Annotated in this window: 20 protein-coding genes and 1 pseudogene; 12 read left to right on the forward strand and 9 right to left on the reverse strand. The window is 63.3% G+C overall.

Translation table 11 applies throughout. From position 1 onward, the window contains the following. From LX13_RS19495 to LX13_RS19505, 3 genes are all read right to left on the reverse strand, one after another. Complete coding sequence (locus LX13_RS19495; RefSeq protein ID WP_253662996.1) at positions 1-651, reverse strand: LGFP repeat-containing protein; 651 nt, start codon at positions 649-651, stop codon at positions 1-3. Positions 652-732: 81 nt separating this feature from the next. Further along, the gene (locus tag LX13_RS19500; RefSeq protein WP_253662997.1) at positions 733-1,041 is read right to left on the reverse strand and encodes a GlsB/YeaQ/YmgE family stress response membrane protein; all 309 of its coding nucleotides are present in this window, start codon (positions 1,039-1,041) and stop codon (positions 733-735) included. Positions 1,042-1,251: 210 nt separating this feature from the next. Then, positions 1,252-2,031 carry a DUF2382 domain-containing protein gene (locus tag LX13_RS19505; RefSeq protein ID WP_253662998.1) on the reverse strand — a complete coding sequence of 260 codons (780 nt, stop codon included), beginning with the start codon at positions 2,029-2,031 and terminating at the stop codon, positions 1,252-1,254. Between the two features lie 1,681 nt (positions 2,032-3,712). Here LX13_RS19505 and LX13_RS19510 point away from each other — a divergent pair. The 6 genes and pseudogenes from LX13_RS19510 to LX13_RS19535 all read left to right on the forward strand — a co-directional run. Further along, the gene (locus LX13_RS19510) at positions 3,713-4,468 is read left to right on the forward strand and encodes a phthiocerol/phthiodiolone dimycocerosyl transferase family protein (RefSeq protein WP_253662999.1); all 756 of its coding nucleotides are present in this window, start codon (positions 3,713-3,715) and stop codon (positions 4,466-4,468) included. Then, positions 4,461-5,906, forward strand: coding sequence for a phthiocerol/phthiodiolone dimycocerosyl transferase family protein (locus LX13_RS19515; RefSeq protein ID WP_253663000.1), 1,446 nt, complete (start codon positions 4,461-4,463; stop codon positions 5,904-5,906). Before LX13_RS19510 ends, LX13_RS19515 begins: the two co-directional genes overlap by 8 nt. Next, positions 5,903-7,999, forward strand: coding sequence for a VC0807 family protein (locus LX13_RS19520; RefSeq protein ID WP_253663001.1), 2,097 nt, complete (start codon positions 5,903-5,905; stop codon positions 7,997-7,999). The genes LX13_RS19515 and LX13_RS19520 overlap by 4 nt, the downstream gene beginning before the upstream one ends. Before the next feature lie 21 nt (positions 8,000-8,020). Continuing rightward, complete coding sequence (locus tag LX13_RS23555; protein ID WP_253663002.1) at positions 8,021-9,340, forward strand: phthiocerol/phthiodiolone dimycocerosyl transferase family protein; 1,320 nt, start codon at positions 8,021-8,023, stop codon at positions 9,338-9,340. Positions 9,341-9,479: 139 nt separating this feature from the next. After that, positions 9,480-10,718, forward strand: a complete 1,239-nt coding sequence (locus LX13_RS19530) for a condensation domain-containing protein (protein ID WP_253663003.1) — start codon at positions 9,480-9,482, stop codon at positions 10,716-10,718. Positions 10,719-11,347: 629 nt separating this feature from the next. After that, positions 11,348-11,672, forward strand: a pseudogene (locus LX13_RS19535) (Mce/MlaD family protein); the annotation flags it as partial. A 100-nt stretch (positions 11,673-11,772) separates the two neighbouring features. On the opposite strand, the gene LX13_RS19540 reads toward LX13_RS19535, so the two are convergent. The 3 genes from LX13_RS19540 to LX13_RS19550 are packed head-to-tail and all read right to left on the reverse strand — an operon-like array spanning position 11,773 to position 12,326. Further along, on the reverse strand, positions 11,773-12,009 hold the full coding sequence (locus tag LX13_RS19540) for a hypothetical protein (protein WP_253663004.1): 237 nt from the start codon (positions 12,007-12,009) through the stop codon (positions 11,773-11,775). Next, positions 12,006-12,146 (reverse strand): hypothetical protein, encoded by a 141-nt coding sequence (locus LX13_RS19545; protein ID WP_253663005.1) that lies wholly within the window; start codon positions 12,144-12,146, stop codon positions 12,006-12,008. Before LX13_RS19545 ends, LX13_RS19540 begins: the two co-directional genes overlap by 4 nt. 12 nt (positions 12,147-12,158) lie before the next feature. Beyond that, positions 12,159-12,326, reverse strand: coding sequence for a hypothetical protein (locus LX13_RS19550; RefSeq protein WP_253663006.1), 168 nt, complete (start codon positions 12,324-12,326; stop codon positions 12,159-12,161). Between the two features lie 501 nt (positions 12,327-12,827). Here LX13_RS19550 and LX13_RS19555 point away from each other — a divergent pair. Next, the gene (locus LX13_RS19555) at positions 12,828-12,995 is read left to right on the forward strand and encodes an antitoxin (RefSeq protein ID WP_253663007.1); all 168 of its coding nucleotides are present in this window, start codon (positions 12,828-12,830) and stop codon (positions 12,993-12,995) included. A 390-nt stretch (positions 12,996-13,385) separates the two neighbouring features. Continuing rightward, on the forward strand, positions 13,386-13,844 hold the full coding sequence (locus tag LX13_RS19560) for a hypothetical protein (protein ID WP_253663008.1): 459 nt from the start codon (positions 13,386-13,388) through the stop codon (positions 13,842-13,844). Positions 13,845-14,842: 998 nt separating this feature from the next. Here the strand turns inward: LX13_RS19560 and LX13_RS19565 are convergent. Next, the gene (locus tag LX13_RS19565; protein ID WP_253663608.1) at positions 14,843-16,099 is read right to left on the reverse strand and encodes an MCE family protein; all 1,257 of its coding nucleotides are present in this window, start codon (positions 16,097-16,099) and stop codon (positions 14,843-14,845) included. A 520-nt stretch (positions 16,100-16,619) separates the two neighbouring features. Between LX13_RS19565 and fdxA the strand changes: the two genes are divergently transcribed. From fdxA to LX13_RS19580, 3 genes are read left to right on the forward strand one after another with little or no spacing between them, the layout of a single operon-like run. Next, positions 16,620-16,949: a ferredoxin gene (gene fdxA / locus LX13_RS19570; RefSeq protein ID WP_253663009.1), complete on the forward strand. Its 330-nt coding sequence runs from the start codon at positions 16,620-16,622 to the stop codon at positions 16,947-16,949. Positions 16,950-16,969: 20 nt separating this feature from the next. Continuing rightward, positions 16,970-18,199, forward strand: a complete 1,230-nt coding sequence (locus LX13_RS23560; RefSeq protein ID WP_253663010.1) for a molybdopterin molybdotransferase MoeA — start codon at positions 16,970-16,972, stop codon at positions 18,197-18,199. After that, positions 18,183-18,623, forward strand: a complete 441-nt coding sequence (locus LX13_RS19580; protein ID WP_253663011.1) for a molybdenum cofactor biosynthesis protein MoaE — start codon at positions 18,183-18,185, stop codon at positions 18,621-18,623. The genes LX13_RS23560 and LX13_RS19580 overlap by 17 nt, the downstream gene beginning before the upstream one ends. Positions 18,624-18,629: 6 nt before the next feature. Here LX13_RS19580 and LX13_RS19585 read toward each other — a convergent pair whose 3' ends face one another. After that, a complete protein-coding gene (locus tag LX13_RS19585) occupies positions 18,630-18,890 on the reverse strand; it encodes a MoaD/ThiS family protein (protein ID WP_253663012.1) in 261 nt (86 codons plus the stop codon). Further along, the gene (gene moaA, locus LX13_RS19590) at positions 18,883-19,947 is read right to left on the reverse strand and encodes a GTP 3',8-cyclase MoaA (protein ID WP_253663013.1); all 1,065 of its coding nucleotides are present in this window, start codon (positions 19,945-19,947) and stop codon (positions 18,883-18,885) included. Before moaA ends, LX13_RS19585 begins: the two co-directional genes overlap by 8 nt. A 211-nt stretch (positions 19,948-20,158) precedes the next feature. Here moaA and LX13_RS19595 point away from each other — a divergent pair, with 211 nt between their 5' ends. Then, entirely contained in the window at positions 20,159-22,678 is a 2,520-nt protein-coding gene (locus tag LX13_RS19595) for a molybdopterin-dependent oxidoreductase (RefSeq protein WP_253663014.1), read from the forward strand. Positions 22,679-23,053: the final 375 nt, after the last annotated feature.

The following is a 23,053-nucleotide window of genomic DNA, read 5'->3' on the forward strand; positions in this document are numbered from 1 at the left end:
CTAGTTGCTGATCGTGGTGACGGTGCCGTCGGCGTCGAGGAGGGTGCCGCGGTCGAACTTCTGCTCGAGACCCTTGTCGGTCGGGGTCTCTTCACCGGCGGGGTAGCCCAGTGTTCCGGCTTCGTGTCCGGACTTTCCCCAGAACCCGCCGATCGCGCCGTGCACGCTGAACGCCTTCTTCACCGCGGGGTTGTAGTAGATCGACCCACCCTCGAAGGTTTCGAACTTCCCGCCATCGACGAGACCGACAACCGGGCCCAGGGGCTTGCCGAGGTAGCCCTTGTCGTAACCGCGGGCGGCGTACTCGGCGATGATCGCGGGATCGGTGATCGACACGGGCTTGCCGTCGGGGGAGTCGATAGAGGTTGAGGGCACCGCCGGTGCCGGCGGGGCGGAAGCGGTGGGTGATCCCAGAACTGCCGAGCTGTCGGGGGCTGTCGAGGACGGTGCGCTGCTGGTGGCAGCGGCGACTGCCGAGGACGCCTTGTCGGTGGCGGCCGCGGCCGCTGAACCCGCCGCGGAGGTGGCCGAGGATGCGGCGTCTTTGGCGTCGTCGCAGCCAGCGGCGGTCATGACAGCCAGTGCGGCGGCGGCCGCGACGGCGACGGTGCTGGCTCGTCGACGGTGCCAGAACGCGGAAGAAGTAGACATGAGGGACCTTTCAGGAGTGATGTGGTGATGGTGGTGCGTACGGCGCAGGTGGGGGCGATGCGGTGGTGGACAGCTGCGGCGCTACCGGCGTGTTGTGACGAACTTGACGATGGTCAGCAACAGGACAGCGCCAATCAGGGCAGTCAGGAAGGTGAAACCCCAACCACCGCTCGCGGTGTCGAAGGCGAAGCTGAGTAGGAACCCTCCGAGGAAAGCGCCGATGACGCCGACGACGACGTTGAGCGCGACGCCCATCTGAGCGTCGATGCCCATGATCTTGCTGGCAAGCCAGCCGGCGATACCGCCGATGATGATGTAGCCGATCCACCCGACGGCGGTCGTGGTGGTCGATCGTTCCGCGAGGAATTCGACGGCCAACGTGCTGGTCACAAGATGTCCTTACGTGTTGGGGGACTGGTGGGGTCCGGCGTCGACGTCCCCGAACGATCCGCGACGGTCTGAGGCGACGATGCCGCAGAGTCGAATCCGTCCGGGGACGTCGACCGCGGATGGATGCGGGTTAGCGCTGGGACCCGGTGCCGTTCTTGGCCTCACCGACTGCGGTGTCGATGAACGACACAGCCAAGTCCTCTCGGGGCGCTACTTGCGTCCGCGCTTGGCGTCGTGGTCGGTGGTCGCCACGCCATCGGTGTCGATCCGTTCCTTGCGCACGGTGTCGGATACCGTCTGCTCGCCGTGAACCTCGTTGACCGCCAGACCGACTCGCTCGACTGGGACGGTCTCCTTGGTCGCCACGACACGATCGGCATGCAGCGTGACCTCTGCGTCCGCCTCGCCGATCGAGGAGTCAACGGCAGTGGCGTCGGTGATCGGTTCGCGCACCACCTGAACCTCCTCGTGGGAGACCGGCACGGTCACCGACTGCTCTTCCGACACCACGTACTTGCGCAGCCGAGCTCGCCCGGCCTCTTCACGCTGGGTGCCCACGTTGAGTCGCTCCTCGGAGCGGACCAATGACTCGGTCCCGGTTGCTCCGCGTTCTGCTGTGTCGCCGGCCGAGGCGGGTTCGGGGGTGTGCTTGCCGTACTGGGTCCACCCCGAGTTGCCGGTGGTCAGACCGTAATGCTCGAGCAACGTGGTCTCCTCGGCCTCGCTCGTGCCGTTGTCACTGTCGAGGTGCGGCGCGTCCTTGATCGCATCTTTGCTCACAGCCACATCGAGGCGATCCAGCGAATGCTTGGCCCCGGCCAACGGGACCAACGACTTCGACGTCCCGAACAAACCCGTCTTGACCGAGACCCATCGCGGCTGACCGCTGTCATCGGCGATGTAGATCTGCTCGACCTTCCCGACCTTGTCGCCCGCACTGTCGAACACGGTCGACCCGACCACCGCGTCGAAATTCTTGTTCCCAGCCATCTCGCAGCTCTCTTTCATCGTTGGAAGTACGGCCCTCGTTGTGATGAACCACAACAAATAGTGCCATCGAGGAACGGTGAAATTAGCTTGTCAAAGCAGTTTGTAGCGTAAAACACACCAGTTTGCGATCATGGATCGTCTCGGTTAAACAGCCTCAACAGGCATGAAAAGCTCAATGAGAAAGTCCTGGGTCCGTCCAGTCATCAACAGGACGACGAACTCCGCGACTGCGTCGCGCGGAACGCGAAACTGTGCATAGTCACAATTGTTGGCGTGAGTTGAACGGGGTCTGGTTGCGCGACCACGAGTCGGCGGATGTCACCGCGGGGTGGCTCAACTGACTAACCAAACCGTCACGAGTCCCCGGCGCAGCGGCCACGCGAGGGTGTGCGGAGTGTTGGTGCTGGCGGTGGTGTTGACCCGTGATCTCCCACATGGGTGCGGGCGCGTCGCGAAGTCTGCTGATCCGTCTGCGGCGCTCCACGTATCGGAGTCTCGCTCCGGCGAGTACCTGCCTGCGCGCGGCGAGGGCAGTGGCAGCTTCGAACTTGTAGGGCGATAGCGCTAGGTCGAGCTGTTCTGTGGGTCCAGTGCTCGGCGGTGTCGGTCCACCGGGCAGCTTGATTGGACCCTCGGGGTGCAGTCCGGTCGTCGTGGACCGGGAGGCGTGATCATTCTGGGGCAGGTTCGTGCCTTGAGGGGGCTCGGGCGCGAGCTATTACCCTGAGGGCAGCCGGGCGCCGAGTACGGGACTCTCAATGTATGGCCGACGGCAGCTCTGCTCCCGCTAGCTCTGCGATTTGTTATCGGTCGATATCAGGCAGTGATGATGAATCACATTGAGACGCTGCGTAATCCACCGTTCCTTAGTGAAGCTAATCACGATTTCATCGGTGGGCGACGCCTGCGCGTTATTGTCGCTGCAACGTCCGGCGCACCAGTTCAAACTTCTGGGTCAGTGCGCGGGCGTCTGCACCGTCGCGCCAACGTTGATGTCGACGAAATCATCTCGGGCGCAGGACTGTATATGCCGTTGCCCGTTTAACTGGCGAGGTGTGTCGTGGTCGTTCGACATCGGTACCTGACGGGTTCGGAGAACGGATTTGCGGGTGATCACCCGACAGTGTGTTCGCTGGAGGTGTCTCTTCGAGGGGTCCTCGACGTCACTCGACTAGTGCACGCGTTCGCATCGCTACGTACTCGTCACCCTGCGCTCGCGGCCTGCGTCCACACGTCAAATGATGACAAAAAGAGCTTTGTCACGCCGCAGATTGCTGCGAACACTGCAGAGCACGTGGCGGTGAGGACGTCATCGGCTGTGGGGCCAGCACCGATACCGCCGACGATCGACCTGTCGCGCTCACTGAGTGCGATTGATGTCCTCACACTGGATGACACGCACACGGTCACGTTGCACATTGCACACGTGATGGCCGATGGTGCGCACGCCATTGCGTTGCTGACCGAATTGTTCGAGCTGTACACAGCTGCAGCTATCGGGTCAGGTGGGTCACCTGATTTGGGTGTACGCCCATTCCCGTCGTCTGGCGCTGCTGTGGGGCGTCTCCACCAGGGGGAGGGGGGCGAGGACCCGCTGGGTGCGACACACCTGCGTGTCGACGATGCGCTCTGGTACGGCAGACCCCCTCGGGGAGCAGCGACTGGCGCCCCGGATTGGCCGATGGTGCAATCACTTCGACTTGACCGCACTACCTCGCGTCGACTGCTGGATGCACTTGCCGACGCGGGTGTCGGTGTCCTTGCCGCGATCAGCGGTGCCATCGTGTGCGCAGAGCGCTGTGGGTTCGACGCTCTGGGAGAAGACAGACCAGTCTCGTTGGGTGTGATGACAATGGTTGACCTCCGAAAGCGGGTCACCCCGCAACGAGCTGCGGTCGACGTCACCAACTTCGCCGGACCTTGCTACCAAGCCGTGCAGGTCGGAAGGCGCAGCGATCCCGTGCTGATCGGAGAGGGCCTCGTTGGTGCGGTGCGCGACGACATCGCCAGCGGCCGATGCCTGCAGGGGTTGGTGGACGCAGAAACGGGCGGCGGCCATCGCGGCCTTGGTCATCCACCTGTGGTGATCAGTAACCTGGGCCGGATCCCTGACCTGGTCCTTCCCACCACGTTGACCGCCACAGATGTGCGACCCGCACTGTGGGTTGACGCCAACGGGTTCCGAGGTGATGACACCGATTCCGACACCAGGCCCGCGCCTATCGCAACTACTTACCAGATCAGCAGCTACGGCGGCCGTATCGGCATCGAGATGATCAACCTCGGCAGCACGGTATTGCCCAAGGTCCAACAGGCTGTTGCCGACGCATTGACCGAGAGGCTGCGTGCGTGGGCGCTCGGCCATCCCGTCCGCACTGCCGCGCGGAGTCTGGCTGGAGCTCGCACACGCACACAGGCGGAGGTGACGAATGTCTGAGACGTTACGGACAAAGGTTGTTCTGGAGAGTTGTGGCCCGCGCATAGCGAGCGACGGTGAGAGCGGAAAAGTGTTCCGGCCGCTCACCTTCAGCGAGTGCTCCTTTATTCACCCAGAATCGAGCGAAATCATCGGTGCATCCCTGCACCTCGCTGGCGACCTCGACATCGCTGCGATGCGGACTGCGTTTGGTGAGCTCCTCCTCGAATATCCCATCCTCACCGCGACGATCAGCACCGTCGACGACGTGCCGATGTTCGCGGCCGGCGACGCCGCATGGGTGGCCGCTGCGGGGTTCGGGCAATCATCGGGTCGATGGTCCGGTTTCACCCAACGCCCGCCCACGCTTCTCGCGTCTCTCGAGCTTTTGTGCGCGCTCGAGGTCACCTCCGACAGCGAGGAGCACCGGGTGACGTTGTGGGTCAGTCACTGCGCCACCGACGGCGGCGGAATCATAGCGTTGACGAAGAGAATCTTCGAACTCTTCACCGCGGCAACGGACGGACGACAGCTAGCCCCCCGACAGTTCCCTTTCCCCCGTGAACCGCATCTCATCATGGCCGAGCGTGGAGTTGTGGCCGAGTCGGTGCCCTACGAACGAAGACTGGCCCACACGACCTGGAGCGGGACGATGACGCGAACGGGCCAATACGACCTTGCTGATGACGTCGAGCGGATCCGCGTGAGCCGTGACACCACTGCGTGCCTGAAAGGGGCTGCAACGACGCTCGGCGTGTCGACGCATTCACTCGTGGCCGGTGCGATTGCAGCGGCCGAGGCATCGGTGATGGAGGCCGCCGATCCTGCGGTGGCGTTGCTATTTCCCGTCGACTTCCGATCACGCATCACTCCGCCCATCGCGCCTGCAGAGGTGACCGCGCTATGCGGGTTCTCCTTCGTATCGACGAGGTGTGCAGCATCAGGTGAACCGCGCGATATAGCGCGAGTAGTCCAAGATCAACTGCGCAGTGATCTCGCCGACGGCACAGTATTGAGATCCTCGGTCTCTCCGATGCCAGCTCCTTCCACCCGCCGACACGGGCCCCCGGTCATCATCAGCAATGTCGGAACGTTCCCCGCCGTGGAATTGCCTCAGTGCCTGATCGCACGTGACTTTCACAGCCAGATCGTTCGGAGCGCGGTGGGTCTGCAGGAATGGACTCGCCGGTGGCCGGGCCCGGACAAGCCGCCAGTTCCCGTGGGATCGGCGTACCTGATCTCGGTCTTCTGTGACCGACTCAGTATCGAGATGCGCGTGTTACCGGGCACGTTGGACCGGCGAACACGTTGCGCCATCATGGCACGGCTCCACACCCTGTTGAACGATGTGGACGCTCTCATTCGAGGCGGCCGGCCAGAATCGCTGGCCCCGGCCGGGGCTACGGTCACGTCACCGTTGCAACAATTCGTGGGCGACGACAGGATGGCCCGCCGGTGACGCCGCTGCCCACGCACGACGTGGCACCGCCTCCCGAGCGGCCGTGGCCGATGCTGATCGACGTTGCAGCGCAGGTTGTCTGCTACTTCGTCGCGAAGTACGCCTTCGGGGCGAGTCCCGAAATCGCTTTGTCGGTCGGTGCGGGTGTGGTGGCCTCACGCATCGCCGTGAGGACCGCCCGCCGCCGCCGCACCGAACTGGTCGAGCTGTTGATACTCGGAATGATTCTGGTGTCGATTGTTGCGGCGGTCGTAGCCGGCCAACCACGTGTGGTCCTGGTGATCCAGTCGTGTGCGGGAGTTGTGTTGTGCGGCGTCCTGGTAGCAGGCGCTCTGACCGGACGACCGGTGGCCGCGCGACTTCTCTCGCAGTTTCTCATTCGGGGGGACAGCGCGCGAGCAGGGCGCTGGGACGAGCGCGTGCACCACCGTGCGGCCGGTAGCGAATGGAGACGCCTGGAGTTGATTTGGGTGATGACCGCGATAGTGAGCACCACGGCCAGCCTGGCGGTAGCCGCGATGAGTCCTCTCGACGCCGCCGTCATATTTTGTCAGGCCATTCCATTCGCCGCCGCCGCCGCCGGCGTGGTCGCCACGTGGGTGTCGACCCGGGAACTACGCCGCCACCTTCACGCTTCGGCTGCGACGCCGACCGATTTGGGTGGGCGGCGCTCCGGTGTGGCGCGTTCGATATGCATTCTGGCGTTGGGTAGTCGGGGTGATGTACAGCCGACCATCGCGCTTGCTCTTGCGTTGATGGAACGTGGTCATCGAGTCAAGATCGCAGCGATGGGAACAGGCCTGGTTGCACTGGTGCGTTCGGCAGGGGTTGAGGCCCATCCCCTCAGCGACACGGTGCCTGATCATGATGACAGCTACCGCCGCGTGCTCGATCGGCCCATCAAACGGATGCGGGCATACGGCCGCTTCTTGGACGCTCACGTCGACACAATGTCCCGCGAGATCATCGACGCGTGTGCTGATGCCGAGGTGATCGTGGCGCACTCCGATGGCCTGGATTTTGCGGTGTCGTCTGCTCAGGGGCGCGTGGTCGTCGGTTACCGATTCTTTCCGGGCACTACCAACGGCGCTTACTCGGTCACTCAGTACACCTCTACGGGATGGGTCAAGGCGGTCTTGGACAGATCCCCCCGGTGGGTTAAACGTCTGACCTGGACTTGGGGTGACTTCACTACCTGGTACCACGTGAAGGGAGCGGTGAATCAGCACCGGGCCGCCTTGGGGTTGGCGCCGTATCGATCTCGTCGGGAACGTAACAGGGCATGTGCACACGTCCAGGATCTGCAGCTTTACGACGCCGCATTGACGTCAGCCCTGGCGCCTGAATTCGGATCGGCCAAGCCGATGCTCGGTTTTCTAGAAGTTCCATCGCACGCCTGGACCCGGGCCACCGGAGTTCCTGAGGTACCCCCGCTGCTCGATGAATGGCTCGACGCCGGCGAGCCGCCGATCTACTGGGGATTTGGCAGCATGCGAGTAGAAGACCCGGACCGGCTGGCCGCCGATTTCGCCGACGTCTGTCGAGAGCGTGGACAACGCGGGTTGATCGTCGTCGGATGGAGTGACCTCAACGACCACTCCTACGGCGACCACATCAAGGTCGTCGAGTCCGTCAACCATTCCGCTGTGCTGCCACGGTGCCGGGCCGCGGTCCACCATGGCGGGGCAGGAACAACCGCTGCCGCGCTGCGCGCCGGACTCCCGTCACTGATCTGCCCCGTACTGGCCGATCAACCATTCTGGGGCACGCGCGTCACCGAACTCGGTGTGGGGATGTGCATTCCGATCAAAAAGCTCGATGCACGACGACTACACACCGGGTTCGACTTCCTCCTCGGCCCCGATGCCACACTGCGCGCCCAACGATTGTCGGTACTGATCGCGTTGGGTGCAATACCGGCGCAGCGTGCAGCCCGCCTCGTCGACATGGCCATCCTTGGTGACACATCGACTCGACCTCACGTCGCCGGCGCAGTGCCCACCACCGCGGTTGCGATGGACTTCTCTGCCGCGGAACCACGACCAGACAGCGCGGCGCTCCAGTTCCCCGACCCCGTACTGGCCGACAAGTGAGAAAGGTGAGAGGTGCCGCCCGTGACATATGAACGACGCGCACTGTCTGCGCTCGAACTGCCCTATGCACAGACCAACACGATTTCGTGTGGCACGTTCGTCCTGCAGGGCTCGCTGGAGGTGCCCACATTGGCTGCAGCGTTTCAGGCGCTACAGCGTGAGTTCCCGGTGCTTGCCGGACATATCGCGATCGGTGCGGACGGGGCCGAACTGGTGGCGGGCGATACCGACGCCTCACCGGTGTTCGTGCAGGAGCAGAGGAAATTCACACCCGGTGATGTGCACCTCAAGCTTCAGCCGCTCCACCAGTTGAGTGGCGTGCTCGTCGTAACGGATGGTGACCGGCATCAGACAACACTGGGGGTCAATCATGCGGTGGCCGACGGAACGCACGCGGCATTCCTACTGCTGCGCCTGTGGGAGCACTACACCTGCCTTATCGAGACTGGTCAGGCGCACCCCGCTGCACGGAATCCGCTCCCGAGCTCACCGTCGCAGACGGCGCAGCAGGTCGGCGTCCTTGCAGACGGTCCGCCGCCCAGGGGGTTTGGCGAAATACGATCCAACGGGATCATGCCGACGGCCAACGATGTGGGCGGCGAGCTTTTCGACTTCTGCAGAGTGGTGGTCGATGAATCGACCTTCACTCGAGTGCGACACCACGCGAAAGCTGCTGGTGTCTCTGTTCATGCGTTCGTCTCCGGTGTGATCACCCTCGCCGAGCGACGGACACTTGCCGGCGTGAGGGCTGATGCGGTGGTGCCGATGGGGGTGTTCAGCCCGGTCGATCTTCGATCCCGATTCCGTCCGGCCATCGGTAGCGCCGCTGTGACGAACTTTGCCGGAGCGTCACGGGTGACGGTCAACGTCACGGCCGCCAGCGACCCGATTGCGATAGGTAGAGCGGTTTCGGCGCAGTTGCATTCTGATATCGAGGACACCAGTGTCCACCGAGACTTGTTCGGCACCGGGGACCATGAACCCGGTACAGCCGAGACCGCCGCTCCGATACGAATCAGCAACATCGGACTCATGCCTGAACCGGCACTACCTTCGAACCTGGCGTGCCGAGATTTTCACACCAGTTCCCACGTCGATATGAACGCCGTTCGGGCCCTTATCGCACTGTCCCCGCCTGGGGAGAGCCTGCCCGCTCTGATGGGTATGCACTATCACGTTATGAGTTTCGCCGGACGACTGAGCATTGAGATGCGTGGCGTCCCAGGATCTGTCCCCGTCAGAGTCGCCGACGCGATCGTGTCGGACATCCTGGCGCAGCTTCACACGCAGGCAGATGCGATGATCGACCTCCAGCAATTGGCCGCACATCATGGCGAATAATGGGGAGGGAGCCAAGCGCCGCCATGCCCGAGGCGGGGATCGGCTTGCGCCACTGGATCATGCGGCTGCGGCGGGCGTCGAAGCAACCGGCCGCAACTCGCTGGTGCAGGTCACCTGGACGTACAACAGGCCGGTAGACATGGCGGGGCTCGAGCGTTTCAACACCCAACTCGGAGCGGGACGGCTTGGGCGCAGGATCGAAAAGTCTGCGTTCCCGTGGGCGCGTGACCGCTGGGTCGACGAACCGTCGGCTCCTGCTGTTGACATCGACTCACTCGGCACCTCTGAGGAGGTCGCGGGTTGGGTCGATCGCCGCGCATCGATACCTATCGATCCATGGGCAGGGCCGGCCTGGCACATTGGTGTCCTGCCGGTCGACGACGGCAGTACGGTCGTAACCCTTGTGGCATCGCACGCTCTGGTCGACGGGGTGGGAATGGCCTTGGCGACCGCCGATGCGGCCGCCAGTCGATCCCGTTCTTGGGGCTATCGCCCGCCACGCACACGCGGAGCTTTCCGCGGGTTTCTCCACGACGGGTTGCAGACCGTCCGAGAGATTCCGAAGGTGTTCCGGGCCTTGGTATCGGCGGTGGGACTGATGCGCACTCGACTGCGGGTTGAGCCAACGCCCGAGGCAACAGCCCCGACGCCGCAGCAGAGCAGCGCCGGCTCCAAGCGCAGTACCGCACCGCCTGAACGCCGCGACGTGTGGGCCGTCGCCCGCGTCAGGGTCAACGACGTCGCCGTACAGGCCCGTGAACGCGGTGGTACCGACACCACCCTGTTGTGTGGTGTCGCAACACAGTTGGCCGCCGATCTCGGGTGGGTGAACCCACTTACCGGGGAATCGACAGTCGCGCTGTCGGTCAACCAACGAACATCATCAAACGATGCTCGCGCGAATGCCCTGACAGAGGTCCAGATCGACATCGACCCCGCGGCGGTGACTATTGACTTGTCCGGCATTCGTAGCGATCTCCGTACCGCCTTGGTGGCGTCGACTGACCATCCGCACGAGTTCGACCGTCTGCTTCCTCTGACACCGTTCCTACCGAAGAAGTTGTTTGGTGCGCTCATCGAGGCTCCGGCGGACCTTGCGAGACCCGTCACTACATGCGCCGGGCTCGGCACTCTCGACCCGGGCGTGTTCCGACCCGACGGATCACCGGCGGACACCAGTTGGTTCCGACTCACCTGGGCTGCCCTACCCGGCCGCACGCCGATCGCCAGACGTCAATACCTGTACTTCGGGTGGACCGGATCCGAGCATGAGTTCGCTGTATTTGCTGCGACCAACCTCCGCCTACCCGGAACCTGCACGTGGGATCAGTTGCTAGATAATGCACTTGAGAGGTTCAGCTTGAGCACCGAGCGTTAGTTTCGGCTACCTAGTGGCCGTCTCTGTCGGCTACTGTTTACACAGCCGAGCAACCCAATACGCTCCACGTTGTGGGAATAAAGGACATGTCGGTGGCCGATGGAAGGCAAACATTCGAAATTAGTTCCGAGACTGATGTTGTGAAGAGTGGTAATGCGGTGGGAGAGGGAACTAACTAGGCACCACCGCGCTCCCTCTGACGACCCGACAGTGTTGCGAAGCGAGTCGTCAGACAGGTCGTACACCACGGTGCCGTCAGCTATGCAACCCTTACGTTCCGCTGCCAGCAAGTACGTACCCGGTGAACGCCTAGTAGGAGGTTTGGTCCGGCAGCGGCCCGGCTTGTGGTGAACTGCTTCCAACAGAAGTTGGGCCAATCTGCCGCCGTCGCTACCGCCACAGCGGCCAACTGAAATCCCTGACCCCAGTGAACGCCGCCGCTGCGAGTGGGGCGGCCTAAGGACCGGGCGTGTGCCAGCGGCGGCTTCGTCTTCTTGGGCTATGTCGCGTGCGGAGCAGTAGAGTATGTCCGCGCCTGCCCCCAATGCTGCAATAGCGCGGTTCCCCGGTAGCAACATAGGTTCGTAGTGAGCTGGCCTTCGAGTAGGCGGTGGTGGCCATCCGTTCGGCGATCGGCGGTCGGTGAGCAGTTCGTCGATCTGCGCCCCTTGCGTGTGGGCGGCCCGTATCTGCGCGACGGGTCGGTCGTTACTACCACCACAGTTCCGATCCCGCTCGAAGACGTTGTGTCCAGCGCGATTACACTTATCGGACTCAATCCCGATCGATGACTTGCACACCGTGGTCACCGAGTTCGGCAAGGCGTTCAACGGCAACGGCGAGAACCATAGGGGCCTCGTCGACCCGCTGTCGAACCTCGCCATGGCGGGCAACGACAACCTCCCGGCGACGATCTCGTTGATCCGCAACACCGTCCTGGGCGCCCAGTCCGACTAGTCCGGCACCAAGGCGGTGGCAGGCTTGGGTATGTGATTGGAGCACGACAACCTAGCCTGTCAGTTCCGACGTGGCCAGTTCTATTGGGTCCTGCGGTCTACGGAATGGTGCGGATGCTTCGGCTAGCTCGGCCTGCGGTTAGGGCGGTGGCGAGGGTGCTGGCCGCGACCAGCCAGACGGGGCCGCCGAGCAGGATGGTGGTGAGGGTGGCCAGGGCGAGCAGATTGCTGGTTGCGCCGGCGGCCAGGGCGATGGTCACGGGTTTGGTGCGGTGTGGTTGGCCGGTGACGGTCCACGCTGTCGACGATGGTGGGGTGTCATGCTGCTGGGTCATCGCTGCCTGCGGTGTTCGGCAGGGACTGCCGGGTGGGAGTTCGCGATGAGCGAGAGCATGGAGGCGTGGAGGAGTCCGCCGGCGACGACCATGCCCAGTCCCGTGAGCACGATGGGGTCGGTGAAGTGAGCAAACATCGATGGCCCTGTCTACGCGGCGGTGCGGGTCTGCGGGTTGGAGTGCCGCTCGAAGTCGCGTTGCTGGAGTTGGGCGTCGCGATCAGCGCGCGCCACCACCCGCCCGAACACCACCGCGGCGATCACCGATACGACACACCACACGAACAGCCCCACCACGATCACTACAAGAACAGTCATCACCGAGCCCCCTTCAGGTTCGATATCACTTCTCACAAATTAACGACCACATATTTATGGTTGCTAACAACTACTGTCTACATCGGGCCTGGTCACAGCCGCGTTAGCCAAACTGGACATGATTCACGTCACAAACGTGCCATTTGCTGATGTCAGGGTTAGAGCTGCAAACGATCAGCGGCGTGTCCGCGTTGAGACCCCCCGTTTCACTCCGCCTCGTCGCTGGTCACCCGAGTGGGTGGTGCGGCGTGTCGGGGGGCTCGGGCGTCGCACCACCCACTCACCCTCATCGAGAGGGCTGCGCAGGGTCGAGGGTGTGCGCGCACCGCCGAGCACATTCCCGACCAAAGGAGTTAGGATTGCTAACGACTGGTCAGGTTTTCTGGCGATTCCCCGACCGGTCTCACGGAAATGGGTGAGGTGGCGCGGTGTGCGGGTGTGGTTCGTTCCCTCTCCTGCACACCGCGCCACCGCCCACCAAGAAGCTAGGCAGGAGGCGACGTGTCGTTCATTAACAAAATCGAGGACCTAGCGGGCAAGCACGACGACAAGGTCGACAAGGGCCTCGACAAAGTCGGCGCCGTCGCCAAGAAGAAGGCGTCCGGTCACGACGAGCAGATCGACAAGGTCGTCGGCAAAGCCAAAGACGCCACCCGACCCCAGGACTGACCGCACCCAGCCGCGGTCACGGCGAATGCACCCACCCCCTGCTGATACCCCGGGGGTGGGTGAGTTCGTATTTGGTCGCGATCTCGACAAGAAACAGGGGCCCGCACCAGAGGTGAGCAAAGAGCCCGTTCAGAAAATCACACCGGGGAAGTAGGGAAGAGGGTGGGGTCGATGTTCGGGCGTCGTCGTGGCTTGAGTGATGCGGTAGTCACCGCTGTCGTTTATCGCCGGTTGCGGCTGCAGGCAACCGGTATAGCGGTGGGGGTGCACCGGTCGCGGGCCCATCAGCGGGCCGATCTCGAGTGGGTCGGGCGGTGGTGCACCGAACGTCTCGATGAGGTGTGCGGTGCGCCCCAACCCCGGTTAGGAGTGTCGTGGATCCCTGCTGACGTGCTCGACGACCTGTCGGCGGCATGTAGCGCCCTGGGCGAGGTGGTGCGCACTCAGTCAGACGATCTGGTCGTCGAGGCCGCGGCGTGGCGGGTGCGTGATCAGATCGCCCGGGCGATGGCTGCGGTGCAGTTCCCCGAGACCGGCCCGGGAAACGGATTCGTGATCCCCGGTGTGCGTATTGCGTTGTCGCCGAACGCGGAACAATCGGTGCGGTGGACTGCGGCAGCTGATGCCGAAGGGTTTGCCACGGTAGGTAGATGGACCAGCGATGTGTTCTCGGGCATGGGCGGTGCCGGGTGGGAAAACCGCCAGCAGTCGGTGTCGATACACCGTGCGACAGCGTTATGTGAGCAGGCGCAGGTAAGACTCAAACCATTGGTAGGGGTCGGCCCGGATGTGTCGGCGGCGTACCGGCTCAGCGGGCTGGCCCGGTCGTCGATGAGAATGCTGAAATAAAAGCGCCCCAGGTTGTCGGTGCCGGGGCGGGCGAGGATCGCAGTGCCCGCCCAGGCAGTGCGGCGGACTTGGTGTGGGCAGCTGCCGGGAATCAGAGTTGGGCCATCCGCTGTGGGCCCGCCAAGACGTGGGACATATGCACCGATGTCGTCGGCGACGTCCTCGTCGGGCGGTGGCAGTCGGCGACGTCCTCGTCGGGCGGTGGCAGTAGGCGACTTCCCAGTGGGCACCCCAATAGAGCAGACCACGATGCCGCCGCGGCGCTGCCGGGTGCGGGCCACCAACGCCTGCGATGCGAGGTCCAGCTGCGTTGAGTTGCGGTGAGGCATGTCAGTGAGGGTGGTGGCGCGGGCCGTTCCGCCGCCGCTGTCGTGCTGCGAATGCGATGTACGGAACGTCGATGATGGCCATCAACGTCAGCCAGACCATCGTGGACCGCACCGGGTGATCTCCTGGATCGCGCCACCACCATTGGAACGCAAAGCAGATGGTGCCGGCGAGTATGTGAGCGCCCACTACCCGCGCAGGTCGCGGAACCGGCGTCAACCATGTGTTGCTGCCGTGCGATGACAGAGCTAAAAACACGGTCAGGATCTCCTACTCATTGGCCCACATCCAACGCAGCCGCCGGGTTGTCGGTCGTTATATGGGGTCGAAAGGTGGCGTGCGGCGCCCCTGGGATCTGTTCTCTATCTTTCCGATCAGTCCGCCGGCCAGTCCACCGATGAGTGTGCCGGTGGCGCCGGTGAGGGCGGCCACGGCGAGTATTGGGGTGCAGTCCATGCCTGGTGTGTTGATGATGTTGTGCGACATGTGAAGTGCGGTGTAAAGCCAGCCCGCAATGAAGCAGCTGAGTCCGCTGAGCGCGGCGGTTCCGAGACTGCATGTGATGACTGTGAGTCGGCGACCTGATTGCCGGTCGCTAGGGCGTGGTGCTGGGTGGCCGCAGGACGGGGGGTGCCTCGTGTTGTCCGTCCTCGCGTAGCTGTCGTGCACGGTCATTTCCTGACAGGGGCGACGCCGAGTAGTGCTGCGATCTGCGCTGCTAGCGGGTTGAGGTTGAGTTTGTCGGGGTCTTTTTTGGGTTTGTTGTCCCAGGGCTGGGTGGTGGCGGGGTCGTCGTATTTGGCGTTCTGGGCGCCGCGAACGACTGTCGGGTTGCCCTGCGCGAGTGTGCAGTTGGCTTTGGTGTTAAGCGGGAAGTCGTCGTAGTTGATGTCGAAGTTGGGGTTTCTCTTTTTGATGGCGGCGATCTCGGCCTGGGTGCTCTCGTAGCCGACGGTGCACGGGGTTGGGTTGTTGACCTCGGCGATGAGGTTGAACCTGATGGTCCCGTCGCCCGGGGGTGTGTTGATGACGGTGTGGCTGGCGACAGAGACCAACGAGAGCATCGCGAGCGCTGGGGACACCCCGTAGAAGGTGCCTTTGATGTTTCGGACGTCGGTGGCGAGGTTGCGGACGACGGTCGTCGCGTCGCCGCCGCTGCGTGTCAGCAGGGCTGAGATCTGGGTTGCCGACGCGGTTCCGGTGGTCAGCAATCGGCGGATGGATGGGTCGCTGCTCGCGAGCTGGGTGGTGATCAGGTCGAGGTTCTTCGACCAGTCCAGGATGGCGTCGGACTGGTCGGCCTGGGTGCCCAGGGCGGTGTTGGCGTTGCGGAGCAGCGAGATCGTCGCCGGGAGGTTGTCGTTGCCGGTCTTGGCCAGGTTCGACAGCGAATCGACCAGGCCCTTCAGGTTCTCGCCGTTGCCGTTGAACGCCTTGCCCAGTTCGGTGACCACGGTGTGCAAGTCGTCGACCGGTATTGAGTCCGACAGTGTGATCGCGCTGGATACAACGTCTTCGACCGGTATCGGGACTGTGGTGTTTGTGATGACTGACCCGTCGCGCAGATACGGGCCGCCCACACTCGAGGGGCGCAGATCGACGAACTGCTCACCGATCGCCGAACGGTTGGCCACCACCGCCTGCGCAGTGGCAGGCACCTTCGGGCCGCCGGAGTCGAGATCGAGATCGACGCGCACACCGTCGGGGCGCAGCGACAACGCCGACACTCGGCCCACCGCGACACCCTGATAGGTCACCTCGGCGTTGGTGAAAATCCCACCCGAATCACGAAAATTGGCGTGCACCGTGTACGAACCAACACCGACCAGGGAATCGAGACGCGCGTAGCGCACCCCGACCACCGACAACGCGATCACAGCCACCAAACCCAGCGCCACGAGCTGCCAGATTTGAAGCCGACTCACCATGTTCACCGCGAACGCTCCCTCTCGGATGGCCGCCGTTACCAAGCACCGCCCACGGACGCGGATGCGTCCACCAAAACATGTCACCGAAAGCACCACAACGCCATCCCGAAATGGCACATTTAGCATTGCATACGTAGTGGGGTTCACCACCTACGCGCCAGTTGCGTGACGAGCCCCACTCTCGCCCGAGAGTTCGTGAGGTCGACCTGTTGCAATGGCTGTCAGTTTCTTTGCGCTATCGCATCTTCAGTCTCGCCGACACCGCCGGATCCGGCTTGCCTCCTGGACTATCGGCGAGTCACGTGGTGGGGGAATGGGTCTCGGGACAATCACGTGGATGCTGCGACTACTCACGCCATGCAGCACCACCGGTGATCCGCCGGCCAAGCGACCTTGGATAAGGTATGTTGTCTGGCATGTGGCATAATCGGAAATGCAAAGGATCGGCTGCGACGAGGGCGCTTGCCGCGCCGACACGTAATCTTGCTGCCGGTGGTCGCGCGTCGACTGCGATGTACCCGTGACCTACGTGATTGCGTCGCCGTGCGTTGATGTCCTTGATCGCGCCTGCGTCGACGAATGCCCCGTCGACTGCATCTACGAGGCCCCGAGAATGCTCTACATACATCCCGACGAGTGTGTCGACTGTGGGGCATGTGAACCGGTATGCCCGGTGGAGGCCATCTTCTACGAGGACGACGTCCCCAATGAGTGGGTCCACTTCACGTCGGCCAACGCCGATTTCTTCGCTGAGATCGGCTCTCCCGGAGGTGCGGCCAGGGTGGGCCCATACACGAGTGACGTAGATGCGATCGCGCAGCTCCCTCGTGGAGAGTGCCCCCCGGTGTGAGCGCCCCGATCGCCAGATCGGTGGCCGAGCACGCCGCTGTTGTTGCCGAGCTGATCGGCCCGACCGTGACGGCGACAGTCCCGTTGTGCGGATCCCGGGGATCAGTTACGGCGTCGACGATCGTCGCCGGCACGCGCCTCCCCCGCTTCGACAACTCTGCGGTGGATGGATTCGCGGTGGCTGCAGGCGGCCGCCGCCTGACCGTTGACGAACGACAAGAGTTCGAACTGGTGGGGCAGATTAACGCTGAACCCGGCGAGTATCCCCGACTCGTCGCGGGTTTGGCGCTACGCATCATGACTGGTGCGCCTGTACCCGACGGCGTGGATGCCGTCGTTGCACAGGAACACGTCACGCGCGACGGTGATCGAATTCGTATCGCCGGGGGCATCGCGCCGAGCCTCAACATTCGGGCGGCGGGAGAAGAGGTGCCTGATGGCGCTGTGATTGCGCGCCGCGGCGCCGTCATGACAGCCGGGCTGGCGGGTCTGTGTGCGGCCCTGGGAATAAACACCGTCGAGGTTTACGCGAAATTGCGGGTCGCGATCCTTTCCACTGGATCCGAGCTCGTGGAGGGGTCCGCGGGCTCGCCTCGTCACGAGCTGCGCCCCGGTGAGATCCTCGCGTCGAACGCAATCATGCTGACCCACGCGGTCGCGGAATGCGGCGCAACGGTTGTCCACACAGCGACAGTGTCTGACGATCCAGAGGATTTTCTCGACGCAATGACCCGAGCGGGCGCATTGGCCGACGTCGTGATCACGTCAGGAGGCATCGGTTTTGGTGACCACGATGTCGTTAAGTCGAGTCTTCGGGACCGCGGCGTCGATCTGTGCATCGTGAACATGCGACCGGGTCGCCCGCAGGGCGCCGGGAGGTTCGAAGGTGTTGCGGTGGTGACACTGCCCGGCAACCCGCTGGCCGCGCTAGCCTCGTTCGAGGCGTTTATTCGCCCCGCCCTCCGAACAGCCATGGGCTTCAGCGGAGACGGTCGTCCCACACTGCGCGCACAGCTGAACCACACAATCGATACACGGCCAGGGACGGTGCGATTTATCCTCGGTGCCGTCGCCAACGCCCCATCCGGATCGGTGCCGGTGGTCGACCTCACAACGACGGGGAGGGGACTCTCGGCCGTGATTGGCGCCAACTGTTTCACATTTCTTGATACCGACCGCCCGCGTCTCGCCGCGGGCGACCTGGTCACCGTCACCGTCGAAGGTGGGGCCCCGGGTGATCTCGCTCGGTGACGCCTCACGTGTCGTCTGTGCCGTGGTCACCGGCGAACCGTTGTCGGTCGCAGACCTTACGGCGTTGGTGCGGCAGCCTAGATTCGGTGCCGTGTTCTCCTTCGAAGGCACCGTCCGCGACCATGACCATAATCGTGTGGTCATGGGTCTGGAGTACGTTGCTCACCCGAGCGCGTCGGAGGTCATCGCCCGGCTCACCGCGGAGAGCGCGACGGCCCATCCCGACTGCGTAATCGCCGTTGCCCATCGGACCGGCCGCCTCGCGATCGGAGATGCCGCCTTCGTCGCCGTTGTCGCCTCCGCTCATCGGGGCGCCGCTTTCGCGGGGTGCTTCGATGTGGTCGAAAAAGTGAAGGCGGAACTGCCCATTTGGAAGGTCCAGCAGTTCGCCGACGGATCCACAGAATGGGTTAACTGCGCTTGAGCGACGCTATCCCCCGGCAAACGGGGGAAGGACGTCGAGCGTCGCGGCCGATCCCACCTGCCGATCGCGGGTCACAGCGACAGCATCGAGCAGGAACGAACACCGCGGGAGCACGGCCTGCAGCGCTGGATGGGACTCCTCAAGGGATCGCAGCAGATCCGAGATCCGATCGGTCGGCGCGCAGACAACCCGCTCGGTTCTGACACCGGTTGCCGCCTTCGCAGCCGCGAAGTAGCGGATCTCCATCGTCATGGCCTTGTCACCCACCGATCGCACTCATGGGCCGGGTCGGGTGTAAAAAGCCGGGGTCGTTGATCCCGTGTCCAGGCTGTTTACGCCACACGGCCTCTCTCCACCTCTGCGCTATCGCACGGTCCACCGACTCGGTCGGTTCCGACGACCGGAGCTGCCCACGCAGGTCGAATTCCTCGGCACCGAACAGGCAGCTACGGACGCTTCCGTCGGCGGTCAGACGGACGCGGTTGCAGTCCCCGCAGAATGGTCGAGTCACCGACGCGATGACACCCACCCGGTGACGGCTCTCGTCCACAGTCCACAGTTCCGCAGGCGCCGACCCACGCGCCTCCGATTCTGGGTGCAGTGAGAACTCTGACCGCAGTATCGCGAGGATCTCCTCGGCGGTGATCATGTTCTGCGCGGCCCAGGCGTTGTCGGAGTCGATGGGCATCTGTTCGATGAAGCGGAGTTCGACATCACGGTCGATGCAATAGCGCAAGAGGTCGCAGGCGCCATCGTCGTTGACCCCGCGCAGGAGCACGGCGTTCACCTTGATGGGAGCGATGCCAGCCGCGCGGCACGCGTCGATCCCGGCGAGCACCGCGGGCAGACGGTCGCGTCGTGTGATGGACGCAAATGTGTCGCGGTCGACGGTGTCGAGGGAGATGTTCACCCGATCGAGGCCCGCGGCTGCAAGTGCACCCGCCCGATGCTCCAGTCCAAGCGCATTCGTAGTCAACGAGATCTGTGGTCGTGGAACAAGATCGGCAGCGCAACCGATGAGCTCGCCGAGTCCGTGGAACAGCAAGGGTTCGCCGCCGGTGAAGCGGATCTCTTCGATGCCCAGGTGATCGACGGCGATCTTGATGAGTCGACTCACTTCTGTCGTCGACAGCAACTCGTCGCCGGGCATCCACTCAAGGCCCTCGGCGGGCATGCAGTACGTGCATCGCAGATTGCATCGGTCGGTCACCGACACCCGCAGATCTGTTGCCACACGACCGAACCGATCGACGAGACCGGGGACATCAGGCCTGCCGACCGACAGATCACGTGCTGTCGGGATGCCCAGGGGTATCGAGTTCATGGACCTGCCTCCGGCTCCTCATCTCGGTCAACCGCACTGGGGCGGACATGTGCATATGCGTAGACGGTCTTGCCTCCTCCGCGTTGTCTGGGCTGCACCGAACGCGCGTACCGACTCCCCGGCGCTCAACGTGTCGGATGGCTGACCTGCAGCCACCCGCCGTAGTGAGGAATCTATGTACTATAGCTGAATAAATAGACGGAGGTTCGACATGGCCCACGATGAGCAGCCAACGCCCAAGTGGCAGAAGACCGCGTGCATTCTCTGTGAGTGCAACTGCGGTCTCGAGGTCTTAGTCAAAGACGGTTCGCTGACAAAGATCAGGGGCGACAAAGACCATCCCGCATCCCAGGGATACAGCTGCGAGAAGCCGCTACGTCTGGATCGCTACCAGAACGGTGCGCATCGCATCGACACCCCGTTGCGACGTAGGACTGACGGGACGTACGAACAGATCAGCTGGGACATCGCGCTCGATGAGATCGCCGAGCGACTTGCCGCCGTGCGGGACACACATGGTGGGGAGCGAATCTTCTTCTACGGTGGCGGCGGTCAGGGCAATCACCTTGGTGGCGCCTACGGCCGCGCATTGTTCAATGCGGTTGGCGCTAAGTACATGTCGAACGCGCTCGCTCAGGAGAAGACCAGCGAGGCCTACGTTGATCAACAGCTCTACGGCAGCCACACGTCCGGCGACTTCGAGAAGACCGAGGTCGCGGTGTTCGTCGGCAAGAACCCGTGGCAGTCTCACGGTGTGGCGCGTGCGCGGCCCACCCTCAAGGAGATGGCTCGCGACCCCCAACGCTCGATCATTGTGATCGATCCCCGGAAGAGCGAGACGGCCGCGATGGCCGATCATCATCTGCAGATCAAACCCGGAACCGACGTGTGGTGTCTCGGCGCACTCGATGCCACGCTAGTGCAGGAGAACCTCATCGACTCACAGTGGCTAACGGCCCACGCGGTGGGCGTGGAAGAAGTGTTAGAACTCTTTCGCAAAATCGACATCGCCGACTACGCGCGGCGATGCGGCGTAGCAGAAGAGTCCATCCGTTCAGCCGCCCGCCGCATCGGACGAGCGACAAGCGTTGCCACCTACGAAGACCTGGGGGTCCAGCAGTCACCGAACAGCACTGTGAGTTCCTATCTGCAGAAGATGCTATGGATTCTCACCGGGAGCTTCGCCAAACCTGGCGGGATGCACATTCATTCGTGGGTCTTCCCATTGGCGGGTCCATGGTTCCCGATCGAGCGGGAGAGTACGGTCCCGCTGGACCGGACGCGTCGCGTTGTGGGATTGATGTCGATGCGATACGGGGCCGCCGCGATGCGCGCGGTCTTCTCACGCCTCGATGGCGAGAAGGCATCAGGCCGGATCGCTGAACGGATCGCGAGAAGGACACTGAAGGCGTTCTTCGCCTCGGTGGCGGTACCCGCAGCCGATCCGATTGCCCGCCTGGTTGGCAACGGCACGCAGGAGGGCTTCACACCCGTCACTGGCGCACGGATTATCGGCGGATTGATTCCCGCGAACTCTATCGCCGACGAAATCCTCACTGATCATCCCGATCGACTCCGCGCCCTGTGGATTGATTCCTCGAACCCGTTGCATTCTCTAGCCGATTCGAACCGCTTCCGACGCGCCATGCGAAGCCTCGACGTGAGTGTGGTTGTCGACGTTGCTCTCACCGAGACGGCCCGCGCGGCCGACTACGTGTTGCCCGCGGCCAGTCAGTTCGAGAAGTACGAGGCATCACTGTTCACACTTCATTTTCCGCACAACACTTTCCAGATGCGTCGGCCACTCATGTCGCCCATGCCGGGAACACGTTCAGAACCGGAGATATACGCAGCGTTGATTGATCGCCTCCACCTTGTGGATTCGACCGTGATCAGCGCGCTGACGGCGGCTGCAAAGGTCGGGCGCTCTGCGTACAGCTTGGCGCTGTTCTCAACACTCGAACAACAAAAGCAACTCGCAGGACTGTTGCCCTACATTCTCTACCGAACTCTTGGCGCGACCTTCGCGCCCGGGGACGAAGCGCAGGCGCTCATATGGGGGTTCGCCCAGCTCGCGACCATCGCGCAACCCGACGCGGCACGAAGGGCAGGTTTCACCGACGACGGCGACGGACAGGGCGAGCACCTGTTCGGCGCAATTTGTGACCGGCACGAAGGTGTGGTGTTCACCGATGATACCTATAGCGACGCGTGGAGCTACGTCCGTCACGCGGACAAGAAGTTTCACTTAATGATCCCGGAATTAATGGACGAGATCCGGCGGCTCGACGCTGAGGAACCGTGTTACACCACTGCTGAATTCCCCTTTGTTCTGTCGGCTGGCGAGCGACGGTCATTCACCGCGAACGTGATAATTCGCGACCCCGATTGGCGGCGGCGTGACAAGAGTGGGGCCCTGCGCATGAGCGCGCAGGACGCGGCCGAACTTGCCGTAGACACCGGAGATATCGTGCGACTAACGACGGAGACCGGCACCGCCACGACGACAGTAGAAATCAGCGACATGATGCAGCCTGGGCATGTATCGCTGCCCAATGGCATGGGTGTCTCATATCCCGGCCCAAACGGCGAGACAGTTATAGGAGTACCGCTCAATACCCTGACGACGGTCACCCGCCGTGACAAGTTTTTCGGCAATCCATGGCACAAAACCGTTCCAGTCCGAATCGAAGTTCTCGACTCCGCCGCACCACCTCCTGCGAGATTCTGACTACGGACTAGGGAGACCGACATAACCGTCACCGACACCACCCAACGCGGCAGCACCCTCGCCGAACGCGGGCGTTGTTGCGCGGGCTGTCGTCGTCTTTAATGACCACGCCGAAGTGTGGGGTTGGGGACACTCGGTGTCGCGCTAGCGGTAGCGGTCAGAGTTCGGGTCGCAGAACAACTCCGCCCCCGGCGAGACTAACCCCCCTGGTTGTCGCCCTAAGATGGGCATTCTGGTCTGCAGTGACCCCAGTGTTGCTGCGCCGGGCGCACAGCAGATGTCTTCCGCCCGGGGGAGTGACTACACCCCCAGACGGGCAGTACCCGCGCGACCGCGGCGCCAATTAGCGACACATTCCTGCTCGGTGAACACCCC

Origin of the sequence: Williamsia maris, assembly GCF_024171815.1 — a bacterium.
GTDB classification, from domain to species: domain Bacteria; phylum Actinomycetota; class Actinomycetes; order Mycobacteriales; family Mycobacteriaceae; genus Williamsia_A; species Williamsia_A maris.